The organism is Gloeocapsopsis crepidinum LEGE 06123, from assembly GCF_015207655.1.
GTDB classification, from domain to species: Bacteria; Cyanobacteriota; Cyanobacteriia; order Cyanobacteriales; family Chroococcidiopsidaceae; genus Gloeocapsopsis; species Gloeocapsopsis crepidinum.
This window is the reverse complement of sequence record NZ_JADEWN010000005.1, coordinates 65184-89919: the sequence shown is the minus strand read 5'-3', so window position 1 is coordinate 89919 and position 24736 is coordinate 65184. Positions and strand designations below refer to the sequence as shown.

Below are 24736 nucleotides of genomic sequence, written 5' to 3'. Positions count from 1 at the left end.
ATTAGTCCCCAGCCTGATTTGGGCATACAGAGAATGTTAAAACAGTTTCATCAACGCCTTTGAGTTCCAAGGGGCTGTATTTAATAATTTCATCGTCGTCTAAATAATCGGCGACAGCAGCAGAAACTAAAATTTGTCCAGGTGCAGCAGCTTGTTGCAATCGCGCCGCAATATTAACACTAGGACCAATTGCTGTGTAATCAGCGCGTTCTGCACTACCAAACATGCCAACGACTGCCGTACCTTGGTGAATACCACAGCGAAACTGAATCAAATGACTTTGATTTTTACCCAAGATTCCTTGATCGTGCCAACGTTGGTTGAGTTGAGTTAAGGCGTGATGCATCGCGCGGGCGGTGGCGATCGCTTGGCGAACTTGTTCATTTGGCATCATGTCTTCGGGCGCACCAAAGATTGCTAATAGTGCGTCTCCCATAAATTTATCTACTGTTCCACCGTTATCAAATACGGCACGGATCATTGTTTCTAGGTATTCGTTTAACAACTCGGCGACACGGCGCGATCGCAATGTATTGGCAAGTTGCGTGAATCCGACAATATCGCTAAATAAAATTGTAATCAAATGCGGTTCTGGGCGTAAATCGAGTGCCAAGTCCCCCATTGCTGCTTTTTTGACCATTTCTGGGGGCAAAAAACGTTTTAGTACTGATTCAGTTAAGTAAGTATTCAACTCGACAACGCGACGTTCATTCTCTTTTAATGCCAGTAGATTTCGGACTTCTGCTAGGAGTTCGCGATCGTTGAAAGGTTTTGCGAGATACGCATCTGCACCGTGTTCGGTTCCTGTAATCCGAGTTTCTTCGTCAGTTTTTGCCGTTAGTAGGACAATTGGTATTCCTTTAAGTTTCCTATCATTGCGAATCTGCCAAATCATTTCTAAACCTGACAGTTGCGGCATCATTAAGTCAGTTACAATCAAGTCGGGAAGAATGCTGTCTGCTAAATGCAATCCTTCCATGCCATTACGTGCGGTATAAACTTGATAACCACCTTGTTGAGTCAGAATTGTCGATACATAAGTTCTTAAATCGAGATTGTCATCGACAACAAGAATAGTGATTAGTGGCTGGTGACTAGTTGCTAGTAGATTGGGAATCGGTATCCTATCTTCGGCGTTATCTGTGTCTGCTTCTACTTCTGCTATCTCCAAATCAGCTAGTTCTACCGCAGCGCTGCGCAGTTGAACTTGAGTAGGAACCTCTAGTATTTGGTCAAGTGGTAAATGTCCTTTGCCGATGGGCAGCCAAACTGTAAATGTGGTTCCTTGCTCGCGGATTGATTCTACAGAAATTTGACCAGAGTGTAGTTCGATTAATTCTTTTGCTAAAGCAAGTCCTAAGCCACTTCCTTCATAGGAACGGTTAAGTGCAGCTTCGGCTTGATGAAAGCGTTTAAATAAGTGAGGAATCTGTTCTTTGGCAATACCAATGCCAGTGTCTTTGACCTGAATTAAACAGTGATCTCCCGCCGTTTCTACGCGAATCGTAATTTTACCCCCTGGAGGAGTAAATTTCATTGCATTCGATAGAAGATTGTAGATGACTTTGTCAAATTTTTCTGTATCTAGATATACTAAAGGACAAAGATTAAATTCAGTAATCAGTTCGAGTTCTTTTTTTTCGCAGTAAGGGCGAAATGATTCAACAATTTGACTGACGAACTCTAATAAATCGCAAGGACGAAAACTCGGCTGCATTCTTCCAGCATCGAGTCGTTGTAAGTCTAGGAGTTGATTAACCAACCGCAAGAGACGACGGGAGTTGCGTAATGCGATCGCTGCTTGCTCTAATGGTAAGTCTTGTTGTTGATTCACCGCTGATTCTAGCGGTGCGAGCATTAATGTCAGTGGTGTGCGAAACTCATGAGAGATGTTTTGAAAAAAGTGCGTTTTTTGGCGATCTAACTCCATTAAGCGATCGGCTAAAGCACAACTTTTCTGATATAGTCGCGATTGTTGAACTGCGATCGCTGCTTGTGCTGCGACAGCTTGGGCTAATTCAATTTCCTCAATTTGCCAATGGCGTGGTTTGTAGAACGAGCGTAATGTAATACTACCAATACTAGTATTATCCGCAAGCAGTGGCACAACCAATAAAGCCCGCGCTGCGGGAGAGGAAAGCGGTAAATCAAGACCGCGCATTTCTGGTTGTTGGTTAAGATCGTTAATGACAACAGGTTGCTGTGTTTTCAGCAAAAGTTGTAAAACTGGATTTCCGGCAATGGGAGAACGCGATTGTGGTAGTTGTTGCGGGCTTAAGAAAGATTCAGTTTCAGTTCGGTTGTATAAACCAACACACTGTACAAATTCGTCTTCTTCTGTCCACAGTGACAAAGCACAGCCGTCTACGTGTAAAGCTTGTCCTAGTTGTTGAGTGATTGCGGCAAAAATATCTTGTGGATCGAGACTAGAGCGAATTGCAGCGGTAATTTTATTGATTAGGGCTTCGCGTTGAGCTAAAGCCGAGATGCGATCGTATGCCCGTGCTTGCGATAAAGCTAGTGCTGCTTGATCGGCTACTAGGGTGACTAACTCGATTTCGTCATCTTGCCATTGACGCAGGCGATCGCATTGATGAATTGCCATAACTGCCATCAATTCCTGTTGGCATAATGGTACGATTAAGCTAGACACAATATTTGCCTGTTGATATGCGATCGCATTTTGCAGCCGCACATCGGTAGTGACATCATTGATAATTTGTAACTCTCGCGCTTCCCATACAGTTTGTACTAAAACCCAATCGTGAATGACATCTGAAGCGCGATTCGCTTTTTGATAAATAAATGATTCCTCAGCAACGCGATTATCTTGAAAGGGGCGAAGAATACAGCAGCTGACATCTAGCATCTGACCTACTGTATCTACAATTGTCTGTAAAATTTGACGCGAGTTTAAAGCGCTACGAATTGTATTCGTAATCGTATTGAGTCGTGCTTGGCGATGGAGTCTGGAATAGAGTTTTTGCGTCCGTAGCTTGAGAACATTGTATGTCTCAACGGCTTGGTCTATGGCTGTTTTTAAGGCTTCTAAAGAGCAAGATTTCGGCAGGCATTTGAATATTTTACCAGTACTAACTGCCTCACTTAACTCAGGTGTATTCGCATTATCTGTCAAAATAAGTTGCAAGATATCAGAATTTGTTGCAGTCAGCGCAGCTTGGCTTAAGGAAATTTCGCGTGATATCAGGACTGCTACATCTGTTGTTAAAATTTCCAACACAGCTGATTCTGAATCAGCAATTAGCACCTCATAATCTTGCTTAAGAGCGCAACAAAGTATCTCAAGTTCTGATTGGTCATTAAGAATGAGAACTTTTGGTTTATTGTTTTTGACGGGTTCCATAAACCGCACGCCCTCATCTTTTGGCGGTTATCCATTAACTGGGTGTTGACCGGAGACAACAGGAGCGATCGCCGTTAACTCTAGTTCTGGATGATCTTCTTGTAGTTGCTGACAATTCCACTCATTGCGGAATAGTAACACAGGACGCCCCCAATTATCTTTTACTGTTACTGTATTGAATAATCGCCCTACTTTATCTAAAGCTTCCCAACCATTGGCAACCCAACGCGCAACAGTGTATGGTAACAAATCGAGCAGTGTTTCTACGCCATACTCCTGTTGTAGGCGAAACTGAACGACTTCAAACTGTAGTTGTCCAACTGCAGCAAGAATCGGATCGCGTTTTGACTCATCCGCAGAGTACATAATCTGTACTGCGCCTTCTTCGCGGATTTCGGAAACACCTTTGTGAAATTGCTTAAATTTTGAAGGGTTAGGATTTCGCAGTGTCGCAAACAATTCCGGCGAAAAACAAGGAATTCCTTCGTACTCGATTTTTTGACCGGTATAGATAGTATCACCAATCGCAAAAACACCAGGATTATTCAAACCAATGACGTCGCCAGGAAACGCACGATCAATTGATTCTCGATCTTGCGCAAATAATTTTTGTGGACGTGATAGCCGAATTGTTTTTCCAGTACGGGCGTGATTAACAGTCATGTCCTTTTCAAACTTTCCTGTACACACGCGGACAAACGCAACGCGATCGCGATGTTTCGGGTCCATGTTTGCTTGGAGTTTAAACACAAATCCTGTAAATTCTGGATATGTTGGGGCAATTTCTCCAATGGTACTATTGCGGCTACCTGGTTTAAGCGCGTATTCTAGGAAAGAATTGAGAAAGAGTTCTACCCCGAAGTTAGTCATCGCACTGCCAAAAAACACGGGTGTCATTTTTCCTTGGTGAACCGAATCGCGATCAAGTTCAGGTCCAATGCCTTCTAGAAGTTCAAGATCGTCTTTTAGTTGGTAATATAAATCTTGCTCTAAAAGTTCTTCTATTTTGGGGTCGCCCATATCAACTACCGTATCTACAGCTTCGCGACTACCGTGGAGAACGCGCGAATACAAGTGAATTTGCTGTTGATGGCGGTCAAAAACACCTTTAAAGCGATCGCCCATTCCAATTGGCCAATTTACTGCATAGGTCTGTAGTCCCAATTCCTGTTCGATTTCATCTAATAGTTCGAGGGGTTCTCTTCCTGGGCGATCGAGTTTATTGACAAATGTAAAAATAGGCAGCTGGCGCATTTTACAAACTTCAAATAACTTGCGTGTTTGCGGTTCCAACCCTTTTGCTGCATCAATAAGCATGACAGCATTATCAGCCGCTGCGAGCGTCCGGTAGGTGTCCTCGCTAAAATCTTGGTGTCCTGGTGTGTCGAGTAGGTTAATTTGACAGTTTTCGTATTCAAATTGTAAGACTGTTGAGGTAATTGAAATCCCTCGTTGTTGCTCCATTGCCATCCAGTCTGAAGTCGCCTTACGCTGCGCCCGCCTTGCTTTTACCGATCCTGCTTCGTGGATAGCTCCTCCGTAAAGTAAGAGCTTTTCTGTAAGTGTTGTTTTTCCTGCGTCTGGGTGGGAAATAATTGCAAAATTACGCCGACGTTCTACCTCTGTGTGCAATTCAGGCTGAAGGTCAATAGATGTCATGAATGCTATGCTGATACTACAGGAATTGTTTTTCGCTATTCTACAATTATACAAACTTATCTGGTGAGACGATGTTTCTCTTCTTGCGGAGCTTCTCTACTAAAAATTAGAATAGCAATCTCTAAAGTTATCAGATTGTTTTTACCGAACCACAAAGTGCGCGAAGAAAAGAGTGGAAGAAAAGTATTTTATCATAACATTGATGACTTTATTGAAGGAATAATTACTAGTAGTGATGAATTTCTTTGTAAAAAGAAAGATTTAAAAAGAATGAATTAAATTACTTTTTTCAAGCAAAAGAAACTGCTTAAAAACTTGTAATTAGTATCTTTATTACAGTTATTTAATAATATTAAATGATTACGACTAAAGATAGTATGGCTTGAGTTTATATTTATGTATACTAATTAGTAAGAATTGAGGAAATGCAATGTACGATTCAGATCAAAGAAAAATTGTTTCAGTATTGTGTCACGGCTCGATTTTTTTTAGTACAACATTAGTAGCAATAGGCATTCCAGTTGCTGCATTATTTTTATCAACTGACCCTGTTGTGAAAGATAATGCTAAAGAGGCAATTAACTTTCACTTTAATGTATGGCTATATGGCATCATTATTGCAGTACTGGCTTTTGTCACCCTAGGTGCATTAGGGCTAATTTTGGGACCAATTTTGTTTCTATTCCATTGGGGACTGCCAATTTTAGGAATTGTGCAAATCTTGAACAACCCCGATCAAGCTTACCGCTATCCCTTTATTTTTCGAGTGTTTTAATCAAGTTGAGTGCTTCGCCCCACTTGGTATGTGGTTTAGGCGATTGCGCAGAACGCAGCGCCATAGGCGATCGCACTCTTTAAAGTCTATCTAAATTTTTTTTAACTTTAACCGGATTTTCCCAGAAACAAATTGAAGTTGTAGCCAAGGCAACTTGCTATAGAGGTGTTATATGGCTACGGACTACATTGTATTTGTGCATGGTGTCAATACTCGCGAGGAACGCGAAGAAAGAACTTATGCTAACAAATTAATTGAGCGCATTGATAGAGAAATAGCAAATCAGTCACCAAATATCACTCGCGCATACATTCCTCTTTACTGGGGTGATGTTAATAAGGAAGAAGAAAACAAGTTATTAAAGAGATTACAACAGTCACCAACGTGGGAGAAAATGTGGTTTCGGGAGTTCCGTGAAAAGCAACTCATGCAGTTTGTGGGTGATGCAGCACTTTATATTAGCCGTCATGTCGGTTCTAAAGTCGTTATTGCTATTGCAGAACAACTCAAGCAACAACTGCCTGTTAATCCTGAGCCAGGCGATCGCATGCACTTAGTAGCGCATAGCTGGGGTACTGTAATTTTATTTGACGTTCTATTTGCAGCGCGTTGGGATAACCCTGATTTACCTGCATATGAAAGTGTGCGCAGAATTCGTCAAGGTATTTTTGGCGTCAAGCCTGAACCCCTTCATGGAATTCGGCTTTCGAGTATCCACACTATGGGTTCGCCGATTGCTTTTTTTAACTTAATCAATGTTGTTTCAGGGGAAGATCAAGCCAGAGGTGAACGCGAACTGACACAAGAGCAAGCAAAAAAAATTGCTACCCACGATATCACCCCACAACTAGAAGCATTATTAGAGCAACTTTATAATGAACGCGGGCAAAAAACATTACCCTGGCGCAATTTCATCCATCCAGGCGATCCGGTAGCTTATCCACTCGCAACAATTATGCCTGATTTAGTCGATGGTAAGCGACAATTTTTAGATATTCAAGACGTTGTGACCAGTAATGCAGACTTGTCAGACTTTTTAGTGCAACCACTTAGCCGCTCGTTTTTAGCGTTACTGCATGGCGGAGATGCGCACGGTAGCTATTGGGAAAGTCGCGATGTTGTTAAAGCGATTACTGAGGTTATTTTGCAAGAAGCTGCTAATCCGTCTGCTGTTGTTAGTACCTAAGTGAACAAGGTATTCATAGTAGAGGTTTAAGCTAGTGCGATCGCCTAATTTCCAAGTGATTGAGGGAGCAATTGTCATCAAATCTGAGTTAGCGAAATCGGCAAAACTGTCTGAGGCTTGATAGCTAGCGATGAACCAATAAAGCAGAGTATCATTATCATCTGCGGTTAAAGGTTCTGATAAATCGATGCTGGGCTGATAGAATCTGTAATTTCCTGCCTCAAATGCTAAATTGTCATACGGTTCATCGAGGGGTTGCCGAGTGATAACATTATTGTGAAATGCGATCGCTTTGTATTTACGAATATAAAAGTCACAAAATTGAGATGTTTTTTCTTGTCTATTACAAGCTATTTATAGTATTATTTATCGTAAGCTTCTTTAGAAGTAGAAATATGAATTGTTTTTAAAAAAATGCACGGATTTCTATTATGTAGAAAATCTTATCAGGTTTTGAGGAAGACTTCAAGCATTCGACTCCTTATATTAAGGAAATATATCTTAATTTGTCAGAATCGCTATTTTGAGGAAACTTGGCAACTGGGCGTACTATACTGCAAAAAATAAGCTACTCGATTCGCGCTAATTTTCTTGAGCTTCATTTTTGATTGTTTATCCAAACGCTATGTTTCCTAATCATCGCCCTCGCCGCTTGAGAACCCATCCCCAGCTACGTCGGATGGTACGTGAAACCGTTTTAACAACTAGCGATTTAATTTATCCCTTGTTTGCTGTACCTGGTGAAGGTATTGCTAAAGAAGTCAAATCGATGCCTGGTGTTTACCAGTTATCAGTAGATAAGATTGTCGAAGAAGCCAAGGAAGTTTATGACTTAGGCATTCCTGGGATTATTTTGTTTGGAATTCCTGAAGATAAAGATACCGATGCAACTGGCGCGTGGCACGATTGCGGAATTGTGCAGAAGGCTGCGACTGCGGTAAAAGAAGCCGTTCCAGATTTAATTGTGATTGCAGATACGTGTTTATGCGAGTATACTCCGCACGGACATTGTGGTTATTTAGAAGTCGGCGACTTGACAGGAAGAGTACTAAACGATCCCACACTAGAATTATTAAAGAAAACTGCAATTTCTCAAGCCAAAGCTGGAGCCGATATCATTGCACCATCAGGAATGATGGATGGCTTTGTACAAGCGATTCGCGTTGCATTGGATGATGCGGGCTATCAAGATACACCAATTTTATCTTATGCCGCAAAGTACGCTTCAGCGTATTATGGTCCTTTCCGCGATGCAGCAGAATCAGCACCACAGTTTGGCGATCGCAGAACTTATCAAATGGATCCTGGTAACGCACGAGAAGCATTAAAAGAAATTGTCCTTGATATTGCTGAAGGTGCAGATATGCTGATGGTTAAGCCCGCGTTAGCATACATGGATATTATCTGGCGCGTTAAGGAAGCAAGTAACTTACCTGTTGCAGCGTATAACGTCTCTGGTGAATATTCAATGATTAAAGCAGCGGCGCTGAATGGGTGGATTGACGAACAGCGCGTAGTTTTAGAAACTTTAACTAGCTTCAAACGTGCTGGGACAGATTTAATTTTGACTTACCACGCTAAAGATGCAGCACGATGGTTACAGTAATTTCAAGTAACTTTTACCTGTGATATGTAAAATCCCTACTCCTTGGTAGGGATTTGTTGTCAATCATTGCACGTTCACCGAGTACACGAATTCTTTAGCCAGTAGCTTGTACTGGTTCTTGTTGAGATACATTACCTGGTATGGGTTTTGTCTTTGTAGCTGCATCTACTGGGGACAGTTCAATGTGATTTAACAGTGTTGTTACAAAAGCAAATAGTAGAAAAGGCAGTGAGAGTAAGATAATTAGTCCTACAGTAGCGAGAGCATAAATTGGACGTCTAGCTCCCATTAGCGCCATTGCTGAGGCTAAACTCAGGGTGATAGTAATCAGCCAAACAATGATTTGACCGTAGATGTCACCAAAGGTCAAAGTACAGACAAAGCGATACTTTTGGATGTTACTCATCATAATTCGTAAAGTTGTTCTAAAGTTCTAGATTAAAGCCCTGTCTGTGTTGTAGATGATTTCTAAAGGTTTTTGACAGGTTTGCAACAGGACTTTACAAAACGCGGAAATTGGTAAGAATTAATGGCGATCGCCCACTGTAAAAAGTGTCAAAATAAGATAAGTCAGAGAAAATAGACATAATTTAAAGGCTAGTAATTGTTAACAATTAGCTTTTTTATCACTCATTCTCTAACAGAGGAAGAATTTAATAACAACTTTCCTAATCAAATTGTGACCAATGGAAGAATTAATCATGCTTAAACAACTTCTCTATGAAGGCAAAGTAACAGAAGCCATAGAGTTGGTTGAAGAATTAGAAGAAATGAGTAAATCGGACAAACTTAATAAAATTTTTAGTTATGGAATAATTTTATTATTACATCTCATTAAACAATCAGCAGAAAAACGGAGTACCCGTTCCTGGGAACTTTCAATTCGTAATGCTGTTAAGCAAATTCAACGTACTAATCAGCGACACAAAGTGAAAGGGACTTACCTTACTGAAGACGAATTAATTGAAACACTAGAGGATGCTTACGGATTAGCATTAGAAAAAGCTGCAATTGAAGCATTTGAAGGTGTATATGAAAAAGAAGAAATCGAAAAAATGATTAACCGAGAACAAATAATAACAATGGCAATGAATTTACTAATTCAAGAGTAATTACTTCAACTGAAACTCATCAAACTTGACAACTTTTGAATTAGGTTCTCGCGTATCAAATGCATAGCTAGTGATTAAACTGCTGGCTGTATCAAAAATACTAAAAACTGTGATATCGTTACTTGCAATGTATGGCATGAGTTTACCATTGTCATCAGAAAAAGGTGCAATTGTTGGCATGATTGGTTCTCGCCCATTAGGATCTTCTATTGCCGCGTAGTCTTCCTGATATCCTACAGGAACAGGTCGCTTGTTTTCGCCGACGTGCGCGCCGTAGGAGTTACCAACATTCGATGTTTCTAAATAATGCGTTCCACTAGAACTCACAAAGCGATTCCACAGATGTGAATGACCATAAAACACAAGTTGGACGTTGGCTGCCTCTAGTAAAGGAACTACATCGCGGATCAGGTAATCTGCATCTTGAGGATATTCGTAGCGTACAGCTTTGATCGTGCCATCTTCATGGCGTTCAATACTTTGCACAGGATCGGTGTAAGCGGGTACGATGTTTCCTCCTAGCGAATGCGGCGGATGATGCAGCATGACAATTTTGAATTTTGCTTGTTGAAACTCTGGGCTATTAAGTTCTTGTTGTAACCAATCGTATTGAGGACTACCAGGCGCGATCGCTTCAAAAATATGCTGTCCATAACCCCAATTTTCTGGACGATTTAAATCTTGTTCGCGTTCGCGATATTTACCCTTAGACTTGCCATCAAGACGAGGGGAACGCCAAGTATTGGTTGCATATAAGACAACTAAGCGAATATCACCGAAGCTAAGGGCGTAGTATGTTTTTCCTCCCGATTCACTTTTGGGTAAAGTAAAAATCTCTTCATAGGTGTCGGTATTAAAGGAATGATCTTTAACTGTGCGATTGCTAGCATCTTTCAATCTTGCTTTGGCAATTGCCCGCGGAACTGCATCATCAAACTCACCATCTAAACTATCGCTATGCGCATACCGCCCCATTACCTCATGATTGCCAATTGTAGAAAATAGCGGCGCGTGTTGAATAATTTCTCCGCCTGTGTAAGTTCTCTTAGTATCATTCTTGGTTAACTCGTAACTTCCACGACCTTGCAAACAAGGAAAAAAAGCACAACCTCGACTGTCATCAAACCACTCAGAGGCGCGATCGGGAACATCCACCATATCACCCGCGAAAAACACCGCGTCTACTCGTCCAATCGTTTCTACCACTTTCTGCAAATTTGCCGCAGTCATTGGTTTGAGTTGATGATCTGAAGTTAAAAGAATTTTGAGTGGCGTTCCGGCTGGTGGTTTCGATGCGAGAGTAAATTCGCGACTAGTGACAGTTTGTTGATCTTCAGTTGTGCTAGTAATGCGATAAGAAAGGCGATCGCCTTTCTTTAAATCGCGAACAGTCGCTTCATGACGCCAAATATTCCGTGGTGTCGGTTGCTGATAGGGGTTTTCATTTAACTTAGAGTCTTGATCTTCCCGCGTGCGGCTGAGTTTTGTTGTCGTAGCAATCGCGCTTTGTTCAAAATTTTTACCATAAAAAACTTTGTGTTCAGTTCCAGCAAATTCGGTAAACCAAACAACATTAACTGTCGTTTCTGTTGGTAATTGCAAAAAGGGATCGCTTAACAATTGCGGTGCAGAATTCATAATTGGTTGTTCAAATGAGCGCACCTCTAATAAATTAGAGCAAATCAGCACTAAAGACGTCGTCATTATAACCAGAATGACATAAGATTTCTGCAGGATTTTACTCAAACGCACTGATTTAGTAGGCGAACGTAATATAGACATAATCTTTAGAAAAAGCTAACAGCTAATCGCTAATGGCTAATTGCGACAATGACCAATTACTACTTCCCAGTTACCATTCTATGAGTGATTGTGTTGATAACGACTAAAACTCGGACCATATGTTGCAAGTAAGTTTTGCGCAGACAAAGCTACTTCTGGAGTTCCGGTGCAAACGAGAGTTTGATTAAGACAAATGACGCGATCGCAGTGCCGACTTACCATATCAATATCATGGGAAACTTGCAATACTGTCCAGCCTTCTTCTTGCTGAAGTTCATGCAGTAAATTATAAAAATCCGCTGTACCTTGTGCATCGACACCCGCAAAGGCTTCATCTAAAACCAGCAGTTTTCGAGGTAGTACTAAGCAATAAGCGAGTAACACTCGCTTCATCTCTCCACCGCTAAGCGTACCTATTGCTTGATTGCGTAAATGATAAACTCCGACACGACGCAAAGCTTGAGCGATCGCTGCTTTTTTTTCTTGTTGTCCATGATTCCATGACCGCCAAAACGAGCCTCGCCCCTCGCCCCGGACTTCGTCCCGCTGGGCTTCGCCTCGCTTCGCTAACGCTAACGCCCCTCGCCCCTCTCTAATCCAACCTAAGCCGACTAATTCACTCACCGATAAGGGAAAACTCCGGTCAAATACAAAGTTTTGGGGTACATATCCTAACTGGTTGCGCAAGTGTCCTAGGCGTTCGATGGGGCGATCAAAAATTTCTACTTTCCCAACTGAGTATGGAATTAAATTAAGAACAGCTTGTACTAATGTACTTTTTCCTGCCCCGTTGGGACCAACAATCGCAGTATTTGTGCCTGGTAATAATGCAAAGGAAACATCACGCACAGCACAATAGCTATGTTGGTAAATAGTCAAGTTTTCTACTTTTACAATCGGATGTGAGTTACTAATATGCGATGTCATCACAGTTTACTGACACGCCGATTCAATAGTTTGTAGGTTCTCACTCATTGCGGTGAAGTAATGCTGAGGATCAGTTGATCCTGCTTCTAAAGGATCAATAGAATACACTGTTAAATTTAAATCTTGAGACAAACTTTGGATCAAGCTATTATCTACTCCAGGTTCAGAAAATATTGCTTGTGCATCATACTTCTTAACTGCATTGACTGCTCTTTGAACATCTCCTGGTGAAGGTTGATCTTCAGGAATTTCAACAACTGCAACTTGTTGGAGTTGATAGCGGTTAGCTAAGTAAGGATAAGCATCATGAAAAGTAATAAAAGTACAGTTAGGATATTTTTGGAGGCTTTGTTGAAATTGATTGTGGGTTTGTTCTAACTGTTGAATATAAGCAGCTGCATTAGCTTGATAAGCATCTCTATTTGCTGGATCAGCAGCAACTAAACCATCGCGAATATTTTCGACTTGTTGTTTAGCTAAGACTGGATCTAACCAGACATGAGGGTTCCCCCCATCCGAGTCACCGTGACTGTGACTATGACCATGATCTCCAGCAGATTCAACTGGAGAAATTTCTCCTACAGTTTCAATTCCACTGGAAGCATCGATTTGTTGCAAGTTTGGATTTTCAGCGTTTTGAATTGTACTGTCTAGAAAATCTTCCATTCCCAAGCCATTTTTAACTAACACATCCGCTGTGGCGATCGCTTGTACATCTGCGGGTGTTGCTTGATAGTCGTGGACTTCGCTTCCTGGTGGTACCAAAATCTCTACCTGTGCCCTGTCTCCTACAACTGCCCTCGTAAACCAATACATCGGGAGAAATGTCGTAACAACTCGAATTTGTTCTGATTGTGGTGCTGATGCTTCTTGAGTTTGCTGTGTTTGAGTTTCTTGTGGGGCTTGATTACAACCTGAAGCCGTTGCAAGCAATAAAAGTGTAACCAGTGACAAAATATTGTGCTTGTGACGACGTTGTTGTATCTTCTGGCGACTCACAATCCTCTCCTCTTTCCTTCTGCTAGCAGTACTCGCTTGTACTCATAAATATGAGTATTATTATCATAATAATAAGAATAGTTCTCATTCTAACAAGAATTGAATTGTACTTTATTTTGAATTTGCGGTCAGTTTATTATCATTTGACCAAGATCATTGTCAGGTAATGTCAGATCGAGGAAACTTGTATTTTAATTTAGTGTGAGAAGAAAAAATGCAGCAAAAATCGCAGCGTTTACAGGTTAATTCTGCTTCCAGTTTGATGCTAGCGATTAGTACCGCAGCGATCGCATCTGTCAGTCATCCAGTACTGGCACAAGAATCAACTCAATTCGACTCAAATGCGCTTTCGCAGGTGACATCCGTTTCACAATTATCTGACGTTCAACCGACAGACTGGGCATTTCAGGCACTACAATCTTTGGTAGAGCGTTATGGCTGTATCGCAGGTTATCCTGATGGTACTTATCGCGGTAATCGTGCATTAACAAGATACGAATTTGCCGCAGGTTTAAATGCTTGTCTCGATCGGGTCAATGAGTTAATTGCTACTGCATCAGCAAACCAGGTGACGCGGGAAGACTTAGCGACGCTACAAAGGCTACAAGAAGAATTTGCCGCAGAAGTCGCAACGCTGCGCGGTCGTACTGATGCATTAGAGGCAACTGTTGCTGAATTAGAAGCTAATCAATTTTCGACGACAACACAACTCACTGGTGAAGTTGTCGTGGGTGCAGCAGGAATTATTTCTGGACAAGACACCGACGGTAATGATCTAGATGACTCAACAATCTTGGGTCACAGAACACGTCTTGAATTTAATACAAGTTTCACAGGAAACGATCAACTTTATACACTCATTTCAACAGGAAATTTTCCAGGATTTTCTAGCGTCACTGGAATTACTGAAGGAGAACTCTCTTTTACCCAAGATGAAGCTAATGATATTGGACTTGAATCACTTTTATACAGCTTCCCCGTAGGAGAAAGGACAGAAGTTGTTTTAGGTTTTACTGGTAGCGCTTTCTATGACTATACCGATACTTTGAATGTATTAGATGGGGATGGTGGTTCTGGGGCGCTGTCTGCGTTTGGTACTCGTAACCCTATTTATAACCTTGGTGATGGTGCAGGCTTAGGAATTCGTCAGCAACTCGGCAATAGCCTAGAACTTAGTTTAGGATATCTAGCAACTGATGCGAGTAGCCCACTCGATGGTGGTGGTTTATCTAATGGCCCTTATGCAGGCATTGCACAATTAGTTTTAAGACCAAGCGATCGCTTTAATATTGGTTTAACTTACATCAACTCTTATAAAGCTAGCGATACTGGTGCTGGAAGTAGTCGTGCTTCATTTGCACGCTTTGATGACGCTTTCTTCGAGAATTTGAACTTAGATCCAGTTGAAGTTCCTACCGCTAGCAACTCCTACGGCGTACAGCTTTCATGGCAAATTAGTAATAACTTTGTTCTCGGTGGCTGGGCTGGTTACACCAATACCCGTTTACTGTCGACCCTAGGCGGACTACTCGAACGTGGTGATAGCGATATCTTCAATTACGCAGTAACACTTGCTTTTCCTGATCTTGGTCGCGAAGGAAATTTACTTGGCATTGTTGTCGGTATGGAACCTCGATTAACTAGCACTGGCGTTACCCTTAATCCAGCCGCAGCAGCAGAACTCGTCGCCGCTAACCCTAATGTGGTACTTCCTGATTTGGGCGAAGATGAAGACATGTCGTTACACGTTGAAGCGTTTTATCAGCTACAACTCACAGACAATTTTGCGATTACTCCTGGAGTTATTTGGATTACAGCACCTGATTTTAATAATGCCAATCAAGATATCGTAATTGGGGCAATCAGAACAACCTTCTCCTTCTAAAATTCTCCCAGAATACAAAACGACCAGCTGTGGTAAGCTGGTCTGAAAATTTATTTGCGTTGTTTCTCAATTCGAGGAAACCCGAACTACGCATTCCCAACGCAATAGCGGGTTAAAATCTTTTATTTGTTCCTCTTCTATTTCGACATTGTAACAGGAAACACAGACTTTTTTATTAAAATTTACAGTCTCTTGACATAACTCTCTCAAACGATAGATGCTACATTTGAATAACTAAACAATTGATAAAGCCTTGATTAAGACAGGGAGCAAAGATCAACAATTGGGGATCAACGACAATAACGCAAAGGTGCAGAGGAAGCAGAGGAGAATACTTTTTTCTATCTACTCAAAACTCAAAACTCATAACTAACCACTAGTCACTAATCACTTGCCCCTCATTAAGATAAACTTCTACACGTTGAGGCTGTCCCCATAGAATGCGTTCATTTTTATAGATGGCAATTCCTGGTTTTGCACCTTTAGGCTTGTAAACGTATTTCGGTTCAGTGCAAACAACTGGAACTTGGTCACTTTGGCGAGAACGACTGTAATAAGCTGCAAAATCAGCCGTAAACTGTAAATCAGCAGCTTCTGGTACTGCTCCAGGATCGAGACGTAGTAAAACGTGACTTCCAGGAATTTCTTGTGCGTGAAACCACAAATCATAATCTCCAGCAAAGCGAAAGGTTAAATAGTCATTTTGGCGATTATTACGACCAATGAATAATTCAAAACCACCAGGGGTGCGGTAGCGGTGAAAGTTAGTGCTAGCAGTATTCGTGTCACTACGACGCGTATATTCAGAATCTTCTAGATATCGTTGTTGAATTAGTTCTTCGCGAATTTCTTTGAGGGCTTCCAGATCGGCATCGGTGTGGTATTGGTCAGTTTGGGCGATCGCAGCTTCCACTTGCTGCAAATAGGCAATTTCTGCATTAACATCTGCGAGTAGTGGTTCTACCGCACCACGCGCCCGCTTCAGCTTACCACTGTGCTTGTAGAGATTTTGGGCATTTTGCACAGCATTTTTTTCAGGTTCTAAAGCAATTGCGACGGGTTCACCTGTCTCGAAGTCTGCTAGGATAATTTTTTTCATTCCTGGTTCCCAAGCTTGGAGATGTGCCATCAATAAATCAGCTTGTTGTTTATACTCATTAGCCTGATCTGATTGCTGCAGGCGATCGCTAAAGTTATTGGCTTTCGTTTGCAACTTCTCCAACAGATTTTTCAATTTCTGAGTTAGCTGCTGGCGTAACTGTAGAAATTCTTGCTGATTAAGAGCTGCAGTGTAGTATTGGTTGAGTAACTCTTGAAGATTTTTGACTGGCTGAATCATCTCCCAGCCGAGTACGGTGTATCCTTTAGCTGTCCAACCTGGTTGAAAGTGTGATTTTTCTAAAGCTTGTAGCCATTCTTGCCAGCGTTGAAATAGTTGTTCCCAATCAAAAGCTGTTAATGTCTCGGTTGATTGTTCAGGATCGAGATTTGCCGTGCGTACCATTGATTCAACTAAAGCCGGACTTAAGCCACGATAGCTTTTAAGTAAGCAGCGTTTTAATGCACCAGGTACTAAACTGACTTTTTCTTGCCAACGTTGTTGTGATTCTTGCAAATTAGGAGCATCGTTAGTAAGGCTAGGTGGAGATTCGTAAGGTTGTCCAGTTTGTACTGGACGGATGCGGGACTGTTGCAAGCTAACTTGCTGCGCCGCAGTGATAATCTCTTGATTGGCAGCGGTGAGAATAACATTACTATGTTTGCCCATCACCTCCACGTAAAGGTGAAATAAAGGATTTTCGCCAGGACGACGGGCAAATTGCAAATCAAGTACGCGTTCCCAAGGGGCGATCGCCTCGATGCTGATTAAAGCTAAACCACTGAGTTGATGTAAAATTTGCTGGCTAAAAGCAAAAGTATCAGGCTTGCGTGGTGGTGGATCGCCAATACAAATTCGCGCAGCTTGGGGATGCCATGAAATATCTAGCCAGCCTCGTTGTTTGAGCGTACGTAATCCGATCGCGATCCAAAAGCGATCGCGTTGATATACTTGTTCGACCCGCGCCGGTAGCCAAGTCGCACAGATTTCTCTATAAGTAGCGGTTAAGGTTGTAAAGTCAACTGATTGCAAAATAACTCAACAAATATCAATAACTTGTAACTTTTACTCTATCTTTTGAGTGATTCCTAAAGGTAGAAAAGTTTAAGAACTTAGAACATATAACCTAAAAAGCTGGTTTTTCGGTGGATTTTGCCTTGTAAGTCAAAATTTTTGTGGATACCATGAAATTAGGTCTTTAATTGCTTCTTACACGGCGCTTGGCGTTAGTTTGTCATGGACATTCAGCTAATCAACATCGGTTTTGGTAATATCGTATCTGCCAACCGAGTAGTTGCCATAGTCAGTCCAGAGTCTGCTCCTATTAAGCGTATCATTAGCGATGCTAAGGATCGCAACCAGTTGATTGACGCCACCTATGGTCGTCGCACTCGGGCTGTTATTATTACCGATTCTAGTCATGTGATTCTCTCAGCAATTCAACCGGAAACGGTAGCAAATCGTTTTGTAGTGAATCGCGAGCATAGTTCGGAATAGTCTACTCAATTGCCAAAAATCAGCGGTAGGATGGGAATAAGACCGCTATGGTTGATTTTCCTAGTTTGTACTTAATGTAATTTGGATGACGCCAGTTTTATCAATTCAAGGTTCAGCTACACCACTAAATTGCCTCCCCGAAGGCAAACTAATTGTCTTAACTGGTCCTAGCGGAGTTGGTAAAGGCACGCTAGTACGCGCGCTGCTACAGCGTCATCCTGAATTATATTTTTCCATTTCTGTGACTACCCGCACTCCTCGTCCTGGCGAAATTCACGGCAAACAATACTATTTTGTCAGCCGCAGCGAGTTTCAACAAATGATTAAACAAGATAAATTACTCGAATGGGCAGAGTTTGCAGGTAACTATTACGGTACGCCCCGCGATGCAGTTCTCGAACAAATCTCTAAAGGTAAGTGTGTTTTATTAGAAATTGAACTCGAAGGCGCGCGACAAATTTGCCAGACTTATCCTGATGCCAAGCGGATTTTTATTATGCCTCCCTCTTTGGCAGAACTAGAACAGCGCTTACGCGGTCGCGATCAAGATTCATCAGAGGCGATCGCCCGTCGTCTCCAACGCGCTAAAGACGAAATTAGTGCCGCACATGAATTTGATATTCAAATTATTAATGACGACTTTGACACGGCTTTGGATGCGATCGCGTCTACAGTATTTAGCTTTTGTGGTATTGCTTGATTGCGATCGCAAGTTAAACAGTAACCCAATTTTATATTCAACAAAAAGGCACAAAGACTACTTAACTCCTTTGCGCCTTCACTGCTTTTGACAAATAATATCCGCATGACGCGGTATTACTTGAATATGTTTTGAATTAATTCAATGTTAGCTAGGATGAAGTAGGCAACTACAGCCCCACCGACGCCACCGATTAAGAAGCCACTTGCAAAAGTATTCCAGCCTTCTGTCGTGTCAAAGGTGTCAGGAGGATTTGGGACAGTTACTGTAGCAACTGGTTTTGGTGGGTTACTGGTTGCGTACAACGAGACTGCTAGAGTGGAAATAACAACCATACCTAAAGTCGCTAGCAATCCAGCAATATTTGCTACATCAGTATCGCGTAATGGACCTAACTTAGCAAAAGGACCTAGCAGCCAATAACCATGTGCCATACCAACTTCTAACCCTCTTCTCAAGGGAGTGATGCCAGGGCGATAAGCTGGCAAGTTATTGATAAACCACTTGACTAAAGAAGAGCTATTGATTGGTGTTTCCAGATTACCAATTTGAGGATCTCGTCTTGAAGGATAGACAACTTCTTGATTTCGCGGATCGCTGGGACGATTTTTAGATGCATCTATTGCTTGCGCCATATTTATGTCAGTTCTCAATCAGGTAGTGGCATTATTTTATGGTAATCAATGACCCAATCTTTCATACTTTAGTCTTAAATTTAAAAAAATTAATTAAGCTAATGATTAGTCAAAAAAAGTACAATTACACACTTCAAATTAGCAAGCGCTATACCATTTTTAAGATGGAAATATAGCGCCGTGTGCAATGAAAGGTAAACTCTTTAAAAAAGAAACTCAAAATCTATTGGCAATAGATAAAGTTTCAAAGTTAAAAAAGCAGTGTTTGTCTCATCAACATCAAAAAAGTTTTAAAGAGACAAACACTATGTTATTAGCTGCTCTTATTTATGGCAGCGGATGGAAAAGAAGGTCAGGATATAGATAATTAAAGACAATCAACAGAACTGCAGTAAAACTCAATAAAGCAAAAAGTAATACTGGGCTTAAAGAAAGATAGCGGAGTAAATAGTTTTGATTGTCGCCTTTCTTTTGCATGAATCAGTCTCCAAAAACAAATTAATTGAAATCGAACTAGCGTGGAGAAACTGGAATTTCGTCATCCTTGGCAACTAATTCCCCTGCAAGTAATTCTTTAACAGCTGCAAGTGGCCAAGTAAACCCTGATAGCATTAGTGGCAGTGCTGTAGGCACGTCAATAATGACTTCTCGCATTTCTGTAGAATCGCGCTTTTTAATTGCTTGGAGATAGGCACGTCCTACCCAGCCAATCCAACCGGCAATATAGAGAAAGAGAATGCTAGGAATCAGGAAGTCACCAGCATGATTAAGACGACCATCTACAATCAAGTGAGGTAAGCCCTCAGGACCACATAATTCTTGAGCATAACGCTCAAATCTCTTTTGCCCCGAATTAGGATCGGCAGTCGTATTTCGAGCAGAAGCTGCTCTTTGGATAAATTCTGGAGACTCACTACAAGGCACTAGTCCTGCACCAACGGCTAATGCCTGCGGGGCAAAATTAAACCATAAACCAATGACAAGAACTAGAGCAAACAATCGTCGCATGGAATTGTTTCCCTTTATTACAAAACCTAAATTTTGTTGTACATAAGCAGCTTGAACAAACAGGTAAGCGCTCACATGGAAGCAATCATACTCTTGCGTGTGACCCTAGTAAAGTTTGCCGTGGGTAAAGTTTAAGCTACTTAATATAGTTGAATAAATTTTGCTGGTAACTGTTAGTTGTTTACACGCAGGTAATATGCCTGTTTTCTCATTATGTCAACTGTTTTATCAATAGAAACGAGCTGTGACGAAACTGCAGTAGCAATTGTTAAAAATCGTCAAGTTTGTAGTAGTATTGTTAACTCACAAATTCCTATTCACCAACAATATGGTGGGGTTGTTCCGGAAGTCGCTTCGCGCCAACATTTAGAAATTATTAATCAGGCGATCGCACTTGCTTTGACTCAAGCAAATCTTACTTGGCAAGAAATTGATGGAATCGCAGCAACTTGCGCTCCAGGTCTTGTCGGAGCTTTATTAGTAGGAGTCACGGCAGCAAAAACCCTGGCTATTGTACAACAAAAGCCATTTATCGGCGTGCATCACCTGGAGGGTCACATTTACGCAAATTATCTCAGTGAACCAAGTTTAGAACCACCATTTTTAAGTCTGCTAGTTTCAGGCGGTCATACAAGCTTAATCTACGTCAAAGATTGTGGGGTGTACGAAACTTTAGGTGAAACCCGCGACGACGCTGCAGGAGAAGCATTTGATAAAGTAGCGCGGTTATTAAAACTTGGTTATCCTGGCGGTCCTGTAATTGATAAACTAGCCCAAGAAGGTAACGCTAAAACCTTTGGGCTACCTGAAGGCAATGTTTCACAGCCAGGGGGTGGGTATCATCCTTATGATTCTAGTTTTAGCGGGTTAAAAACAGCAGTTCTACGGTTAGTACAGCAACTCGAAAAAGAAGTACAACCATTACCTGTAGCAGATATTGCCGCAAGTTTTCAAAAGAGTGTTGCGCGATCGCTAACTAAACGAGCGATCGCCTGTGCGCGAGACTATGGCTTAACCACAATCGCCGTTGGTGGTGGCGTAGCCGCTAATAGTGGTTTGAGACATCATTTAACGACTGCTGCTAGTACGCACAACGTGCGCGTATTATTTCCCCCACTCAAATTTTGCACTGACAATGCTGCTATGATTGGTTGTGCTGCAGCTGAACACCTCGATCGCGCTCACATATCTCCTCTTACTCTAGGTGTCCAATCACGATTACCTCTCACTAATGTGATGCAGTTGTACCAAAAGAAAGACTAGGAGTGAGTGGCTAGTGAAAGAGTGGCTAGTGACTAGTTTTGGAAAGCGAAAAAAGGTGGCGTAGGCATGATTAAAAGAGTTTTCTTAACTCATAACTCAACACTCTCTTAGGTTTCCCTGCTTGATTTGTGCTGCTCTAACAACAAGCGAATCTGATGAGCAACGGTTTGCGGATGTTCTATCATTGCCAAATGTCCGCAGTGGGGAATTTCCATCACATTATTGCCACAGGCTTGAAAGAGAGGATGAAAACTAGCTAAATGGCGGACATACTTGGGTTCCATGATTTGATCTTTGTCTCCCGTAATGAAATATACGGGTTGCTGTAATTGGGATACAACTTTTGGCAAAAGATTAATTTCTGCTTCAGTTGTGGAGTCTAATAAAGTTCCTAAGGCAGCCTCAGGATGAGCAATAACAAAATCAATCAATCGTTGACGTCCCCAAGCGGGTGCGATCGCTTGAGCAACATTGGCACGGGTAAATAATAAATCCAGCAAAGGTAAATAGCATAACCAACGCGGGCGATATTTGATGAGTCGCGAACCCCAGCTCCGAAACTGATCAAAAGCTTCTTTGAGATAAATACCACCACCAGCGTTCACACAAATGACTCCCTTAACACGGTCTGGTATCTGCTGGGCTGCCCACAGGGCGATACTACCACCCAATGAATGACCAACTAGCCAAGCACTTGTAATGTTGAGTTTTTCGAGGAGAACAACCAAGTCTTGGGCATATGCAGCAGCCGTGTAGCAAGAACAGGGAACTAAACTTGAGATATTTTCTTGAGGCGGCACACGGCTAACATGACTTAGTTGAGACTCACCAAAACCACGCAGATCGTAAGCAAGACACTGAAAGTCTGAGGATAATTGCTCTATGATAGGCTGCCAGTATCCACGGCTTAATAGCCAACCGTGGATAAAGACCAAAGCGTGTGAAGAACCTGCGATTGGAGTCGTTAGCTCGTAAGCGTGTGGAACTCCTAGGATTTCAATGGTTGCCATGTTTATATCCTATCCTGAACGCCCCTTACTAAACTGAAGTTTTCTATAAAAGAGTTGTAATTTCTACATAGCTTCATGAATCTCTCAAAGAATTGAAGATGAGTTTATCAACCTGTCTTTCTGTCCTAGATGTAGTAACTCAAAGGAAAAACAGTACGATTCCTCTCAAATACGATTCAGCTTTGTAGGGAAAAATGCTACATTTGGGAATAGCTAGTTTCTCACACAGTACCTGGCTTAATTCTGTTCAAAGCTCTTAAACACATTTAACATTTATGAGCATTAGCACTAAATGAATTCGTTTAAGATGTATGGCACAGAAAGTGTTATCTAACACAAAAAGCAGAAAAGTGTCAGACTAGTTGGTGCAACTTTAATCATACTTATTTAGCCGAACCACGCTGGCATGGGTTTTTGGAAAAGCTGGTTTAGCGGTTCTGAGTTAACCGCTGGTACCAAAACGACCGCAGATGAGGAGTACGCCATTGCAACTGCAAGTGTTGCTTCTCCAAGTAGCGAACGCCCAGAAAAATCTGGCGAAGGCGATCGCATTATTTTTAGTAGCGAACGTGAAATTGACTTGTACGAACTTGAGGAACTCTGTGATGCGGTTGGTTGGTCGCGTCGTCCGTTGCGCAAGGTAAAAAAAGCCATGCAGCACAGTTTCTTGGTTGCCTCAATGTGGGAAGTTCGCGGTACTCAACGAAGACTGATTGGTTTTGCTCGCGCAACTTCAGATCATGCCTTTAATGCAACAATTTGGGACGTTGTTGTTCACCCATCCTTTCAAGGTAAAGGCTTGGGCAAAGCCCTGATGAAATACACGATCAAAAAACTTAGAAGTGAAGACATCAGCAACATTACATTATTTGCCGATCCTCACGTTGTGGATTTTTATCGTAGCTTAGGATTTATGTCTGATCCTGAAGGTATCAAAGGCATGTTTTGGTACCCCAGCTAAGCGTATTGAAAATTAAATCGTAAAAACTAGCTCCGCTATGCTATACTAGCTAGGGCACAAATCAAATTACGGGATGTAGCGCAGCTTGGTAGCGCGCCTGCTTTGGGAGCAGGATGTCGCAGGTTCAAATCCTGTCATCCCGATACATAACAATATCAATAGAATTTCATTAGGCTTTCTAGAAAAACTGCTTACAGTTTTGTCAGGCGGAACGATCTGATCGTCGGCAACGTCTGGCTTGGTTGTTATCAATTACTCGCTCAAGCAAAGCGAGTGGCAAAGCGCTAACATAACAAAAATTACTGCAGCGCGTTTACAAACCAGACACTTTGTCATAATCTATTGGGCGATTAATGCCAGGAGCAGTTATGAAATCAATTTTTCGTTGGGGCGCAGCTTTAGGAATCCTAGGAAGCGCCATCATGGGTTCTACCCTTACAGGTAATCTACGGGCGCTAGCTTTGCCGCAAGAGCAAATTTTGCAAAAATTAGGTTCTGTCCCTGTCTTCACTATCACTGACAGCCAAGGTGCTCCCCTCGTAGCAACTCCTCCTCAGAACGCACAAAATCAGAATCAACAAGCTCAAAGCCCAGTCGCTGGCGTTTTTATTAGCCAAAAAGATGCCCAAGCGTTTGTGAACAATCTTAAGAAAACAAACCCACAGCTAGGGAATACAGTACGAGTTGTCCCTGTGCCACTAGGAGAGGTATATAAACTCGAACAAGCCAACCAAAATCAACCAAATTCGCTAGATATTGCTTACATACCCGCAAAACAGCAATTTGATGCGGCTTTAACTCTTTTGCGACAAGGTGGTAGTAACTCAGAGTTACGTAAAGCATGCGAACAAAACAAAAGACAGTTAGAAGATTGTGTAGGAACTCCGCTATTCGTCGCGCGAGCCGGAAAAGAAAAAGGCTACTTGACGATGAAGATTAACCGCCCCCAAGCAAATAACCAGCAAGCAGAAGTTGAAGTTATTCCTTTCTACTTCAACAAAGAAGAATTACAAGGAATGCTCGACCGTTTTAAAAAGCAGCAACCTGAGTTAGCCTCTACGGTTGATATCCAAGTCCTCAATTTAGAAGGAATGTTAGAAATTCTAAAAACTCGCAACGACGAGGGCGTACAGCAAATTGTCCTCGTTCCACCCCAAGAGTCGATTCAGTACGTGCGATCGCTTCAACAACCTGCTGCAGGTGGTCAAAATCAAGCTCAACCCCAGCGCCCAGCACCGCAACAAGCAGCGCCCCAGCGCCGTTAATCT

At 41.9% G+C, this 24736-nt stretch carries 21 protein-coding genes and 1 tRNA gene; 11 read left to right on the top strand and 11 right to left on the bottom strand.

The window, feature by feature from the left end:
* Position 1: 1 nt before the first annotated feature.
* A complete protein-coding gene (locus IQ230_RS03345; protein ID WP_193930665.1) occupies positions 2-3364 on the bottom strand; it encodes a GAF domain-containing protein in 3363 nt (1120 codons plus the stop codon).
* 27 nt (positions 3365-3391) lie between these two features.
* On the bottom strand, positions 3392-5023 hold the full coding sequence (prfC, locus tag IQ230_RS03340) for a peptide chain release factor 3 (RefSeq protein WP_193930664.1): 1632 nt from the start codon (positions 5021-5023) through the stop codon (positions 3392-3394).
* 430 nt (positions 5024-5453) lie between these two features.
* Between prfC and IQ230_RS03335 the strand changes: the two genes are divergently transcribed.
* The 3 genes from IQ230_RS03335 (at position 5454) to hemB (ending at position 8590) form a co-directional block, all read left to right on the top strand.
* The gene (locus IQ230_RS03335; RefSeq protein ID WP_099699839.1) at positions 5454-5798 is read left to right on the top strand and encodes a DUF4870 domain-containing protein; all 345 of its coding nucleotides are present in this window, start codon (positions 5454-5456) and stop codon (positions 5796-5798) included.
* A 172-nt stretch (positions 5799-5970) separates the two neighbouring features.
* Positions 5971-6984 (top strand): hypothetical protein, encoded by a 1014-nt coding sequence (locus tag IQ230_RS03330; protein ID WP_193930663.1) that lies wholly within the window; start codon positions 5971-5973, stop codon positions 6982-6984.
* Positions 6985-7609: 625 nt separating this feature from the next.
* A complete protein-coding gene (hemB, locus tag IQ230_RS03325) occupies positions 7610-8590 on the top strand; it encodes a porphobilinogen synthase (protein ID WP_193930662.1) in 981 nt (326 codons plus the stop codon).
* Between the two features lie 94 nt (positions 8591-8684).
* On the opposite strand, the gene IQ230_RS03320 is transcribed toward hemB, so the two are convergent.
* A complete protein-coding gene (locus tag IQ230_RS03320; protein ID WP_193930661.1) occupies positions 8685-8999 on the bottom strand; it encodes a hypothetical protein in 315 nt (104 codons plus the stop codon).
* A 277-nt stretch (positions 9000-9276) separates the two neighbouring features.
* Between IQ230_RS03320 and IQ230_RS03315 the strand changes: the two genes are divergently transcribed.
* Positions 9277-9702, top strand: a complete 426-nt coding sequence (locus tag IQ230_RS03315) for a DUF29 family protein (RefSeq protein WP_193930660.1) — start codon at positions 9277-9279, stop codon at positions 9700-9702.
* Here IQ230_RS03315 and IQ230_RS03310 read toward each other — a convergent pair whose 3' ends face one another.
* The 3 genes from IQ230_RS03310 to IQ230_RS03300 form a co-directional block, all read right to left on the bottom strand.
* Entirely contained in the window at positions 9703-11340 is a 1638-nt protein-coding gene (locus tag IQ230_RS03310; protein WP_228054541.1) for a metallophosphoesterase family protein, read from the bottom strand.
* 222 nt (positions 11341-11562) lie between these two features.
* Positions 11563-12411, bottom strand: a complete 849-nt coding sequence (locus IQ230_RS03305; protein ID WP_193930658.1) for a metal ABC transporter ATP-binding protein — start codon at positions 12409-12411, stop codon at positions 11563-11565.
* 6 nt (positions 12412-12417) lie between these two features.
* Positions 12418-13410 (bottom strand): metal ABC transporter substrate-binding protein, encoded by a 993-nt coding sequence (locus IQ230_RS03300; RefSeq protein WP_193930657.1) that lies wholly within the window; start codon positions 13408-13410, stop codon positions 12418-12420.
* Positions 13411-13624: 214 nt separating this feature from the next.
* On the opposite strand from IQ230_RS03300, the gene IQ230_RS03295 reads away from it, so the two are divergent.
* Complete coding sequence (locus tag IQ230_RS03295; protein WP_193930656.1) at positions 13625-15295, top strand: iron uptake porin; 1671 nt, start codon at positions 13625-13627, stop codon at positions 15293-15295.
* A gap of 376 nt (positions 15296-15671) precedes the next feature.
* Here the strand turns inward: IQ230_RS03295 and IQ230_RS03290 are convergent, their stop codons facing one another.
* A complete protein-coding gene (locus IQ230_RS03290; RefSeq protein WP_193930655.1) occupies positions 15672-17426 on the bottom strand; it encodes an Rqc2 family fibronectin-binding protein in 1755 nt (584 codons plus the stop codon).
* Between the two features lie 204 nt (positions 17427-17630).
* On the opposite strand from IQ230_RS03290, the gene remA reads away from it, so the two are divergent.
* Both remA and gmk read left to right on the top strand, forming a co-directional pair.
* Positions 17631-17891, top strand: a complete 261-nt coding sequence (remA, locus tag IQ230_RS03285; RefSeq protein WP_104546776.1) for an extracellular matrix/biofilm regulator RemA — start codon at positions 17631-17633, stop codon at positions 17889-17891.
* Positions 17892-17976: 85 nt separating this feature from the next.
* Positions 17977-18591: a guanylate kinase gene (gene gmk, locus IQ230_RS03280; protein ID WP_193930654.1), complete on the top strand. Its 615-nt coding sequence runs from the start codon at positions 17977-17979 to the stop codon at positions 18589-18591.
* A gap of 116 nt (positions 18592-18707) precedes the next feature.
* On the opposite strand, the gene IQ230_RS03275 is transcribed toward gmk, so the two are convergent.
* From IQ230_RS03275 to IQ230_RS03265, 3 genes are all read right to left on the bottom strand, one after another.
* Positions 18708-19226 carry a photosystem I reaction center subunit XI gene (locus IQ230_RS03275; protein ID WP_193930653.1) on the bottom strand — a complete coding sequence of 173 codons (519 nt, stop codon included), beginning with the start codon at positions 19224-19226 and terminating at the stop codon, positions 18708-18710.
* A 327-nt stretch (positions 19227-19553) separates the two neighbouring features.
* A complete protein-coding gene (locus IQ230_RS03270; protein WP_099699849.1) occupies positions 19554-19703 on the bottom strand; it encodes a Photosystem I reaction center subunit IX in 150 nt (49 codons plus the stop codon).
* A gap of 36 nt (positions 19704-19739) precedes the next feature.
* Positions 19740-20234, bottom strand: coding sequence for a Photosystem I reaction center subunit III (locus tag IQ230_RS03265; protein ID WP_193930652.1), 495 nt, complete (start codon positions 20232-20234; stop codon positions 19740-19742).
* Between the two features lie 213 nt (positions 20235-20447).
* Between IQ230_RS03265 and tsaD the strand changes: the two genes are divergently transcribed.
* Positions 20448-21497 (top strand): tRNA (adenosine(37)-N6)-threonylcarbamoyltransferase complex transferase subunit TsaD, encoded by a 1050-nt coding sequence (tsaD, locus tag IQ230_RS03260; protein WP_193930651.1) that lies wholly within the window; start codon positions 20448-20450, stop codon positions 21495-21497.
* A 107-nt stretch (positions 21498-21604) separates the two neighbouring features.
* Here tsaD and IQ230_RS03255 read toward each other — a convergent pair whose 3' ends face one another.
* Complete coding sequence (locus tag IQ230_RS03255) at positions 21605-22507, bottom strand: alpha/beta fold hydrolase (protein ID WP_193930650.1); 903 nt, start codon at positions 22505-22507, stop codon at positions 21605-21607.
* Positions 22508-22913: 406 nt separating this feature from the next.
* Between IQ230_RS03255 and IQ230_RS03250 the strand changes: the two genes are divergently transcribed.
* The 3 genes from IQ230_RS03250 (at position 22914) to IQ230_RS03240 (ending at position 24733) form a co-directional block, all read left to right on the top strand.
* On the top strand, positions 22914-23468 hold the full coding sequence (locus IQ230_RS03250; RefSeq protein WP_193930649.1) for a GNAT family N-acetyltransferase: 555 nt from the start codon (positions 22914-22916) through the stop codon (positions 23466-23468).
* Between the two features lie 69 nt (positions 23469-23537).
* A tRNA-Pro gene (locus IQ230_RS03245) sits at positions 23538-23611 on the top strand.
* A 225-nt stretch (positions 23612-23836) separates the two neighbouring features.
* Positions 23837-24733: a Tic22 family protein gene (locus IQ230_RS03240; RefSeq protein WP_193930648.1), complete on the top strand. Its 897-nt coding sequence runs from the start codon at positions 23837-23839 to the stop codon at positions 24731-24733.
* The last annotated feature ends 3 nt before the right edge of the window (positions 24734-24736 follow it).

Bases quoted from the DNA above. Each gene is read 5' to 3' on its own strand.
- IQ230_RS03345 (WP_193930665.1), bottom strand. From the start codon at position 3,364: ATGGAACCCGTCAAAAACAATAAACCAAAAGTTCTCATTCTTAATGAC.
- prfC (WP_193930664.1), bottom strand. From the start codon at position 5,023: ATGACATCTATTGACCTTCAGCCTGAATTGCACACAGAGGTAGAACGT.
- IQ230_RS03335 (WP_099699839.1), top strand. From the start codon at position 5,454: ATGTACGATTCAGATCAAAGAAAAATTGTTTCAGTATTGTGTCACGGC.
- IQ230_RS03330 (WP_193930663.1), top strand. From the start codon at position 5,971: ATGGCTACGGACTACATTGTATTTGTGCATGGTGTCAATACTCGCGAG.
- hemB (WP_193930662.1), top strand. From the start codon at position 7,610: ATGTTTCCTAATCATCGCCCTCGCCGCTTGAGAACCCATCCCCAGCTA.
- IQ230_RS03320 (WP_193930661.1), bottom strand. From the start codon at position 8,999: ATGATGAGTAACATCCAAAAGTATCGCTTTGTCTGTACTTTGACCTTT.
- IQ230_RS03315 (WP_193930660.1), top strand. From the start codon at position 9,277: ATGGAAGAATTAATCATGCTTAAACAACTTCTCTATGAAGGCAAAGTA.
- IQ230_RS03310 (WP_228054541.1), bottom strand. From the start codon at position 11,340: ATGAATTCTGCACCGCAATTGTTAAGCGATCCCTTTTTGCAATTACCA.
- IQ230_RS03305 (WP_193930658.1), bottom strand. From the start codon at position 12,411: ATGACATCGCATATTAGTAACTCACATCCGATTGTAAAAGTAGAAAAC.
- IQ230_RS03295 (WP_193930656.1), top strand. From the start codon at position 13,625: ATGCAGCAAAAATCGCAGCGTTTACAGGTTAATTCTGCTTCCAGTTTG.
- remA (WP_104546776.1), top strand. From the start codon at position 17,631: ATGGACATTCAGCTAATCAACATCGGTTTTGGTAATATCGTATCTGCC.
- gmk (WP_193930654.1), top strand. From the start codon at position 17,977: ATGACGCCAGTTTTATCAATTCAAGGTTCAGCTACACCACTAAATTGC.
- IQ230_RS03275 (WP_193930653.1), bottom strand. From the start codon at position 19,226: ATGGCGCAAGCAATAGATGCATCTAAAAATCGTCCCAGCGATCCGCGA.
- IQ230_RS03270 (WP_099699849.1), bottom strand. From the start codon at position 19,703: ATGCAAAAGAAAGGCGACAATCAAAACTATTTACTCCGCTATCTTTCT.
- IQ230_RS03265 (WP_193930652.1), bottom strand. From the start codon at position 20,234: ATGCGACGATTGTTTGCTCTAGTTCTTGTCATTGGTTTATGGTTTAAT.
- tsaD (WP_193930651.1), top strand. From the start codon at position 20,448: ATGTCAACTGTTTTATCAATAGAAACGAGCTGTGACGAAACTGCAGTA.
- IQ230_RS03255 (WP_193930650.1), bottom strand. From the start codon at position 22,507: ATGGCAACCATTGAAATCCTAGGAGTTCCACACGCTTACGAGCTAACG.
- IQ230_RS03250 (WP_193930649.1), top strand. From the start codon at position 22,914: ATGGGTTTTTGGAAAAGCTGGTTTAGCGGTTCTGAGTTAACCGCTGGT.
- IQ230_RS03240 (WP_193930648.1), top strand. From the start codon at position 23,837: ATGAAATCAATTTTTCGTTGGGGCGCAGCTTTAGGAATCCTAGGAAGC.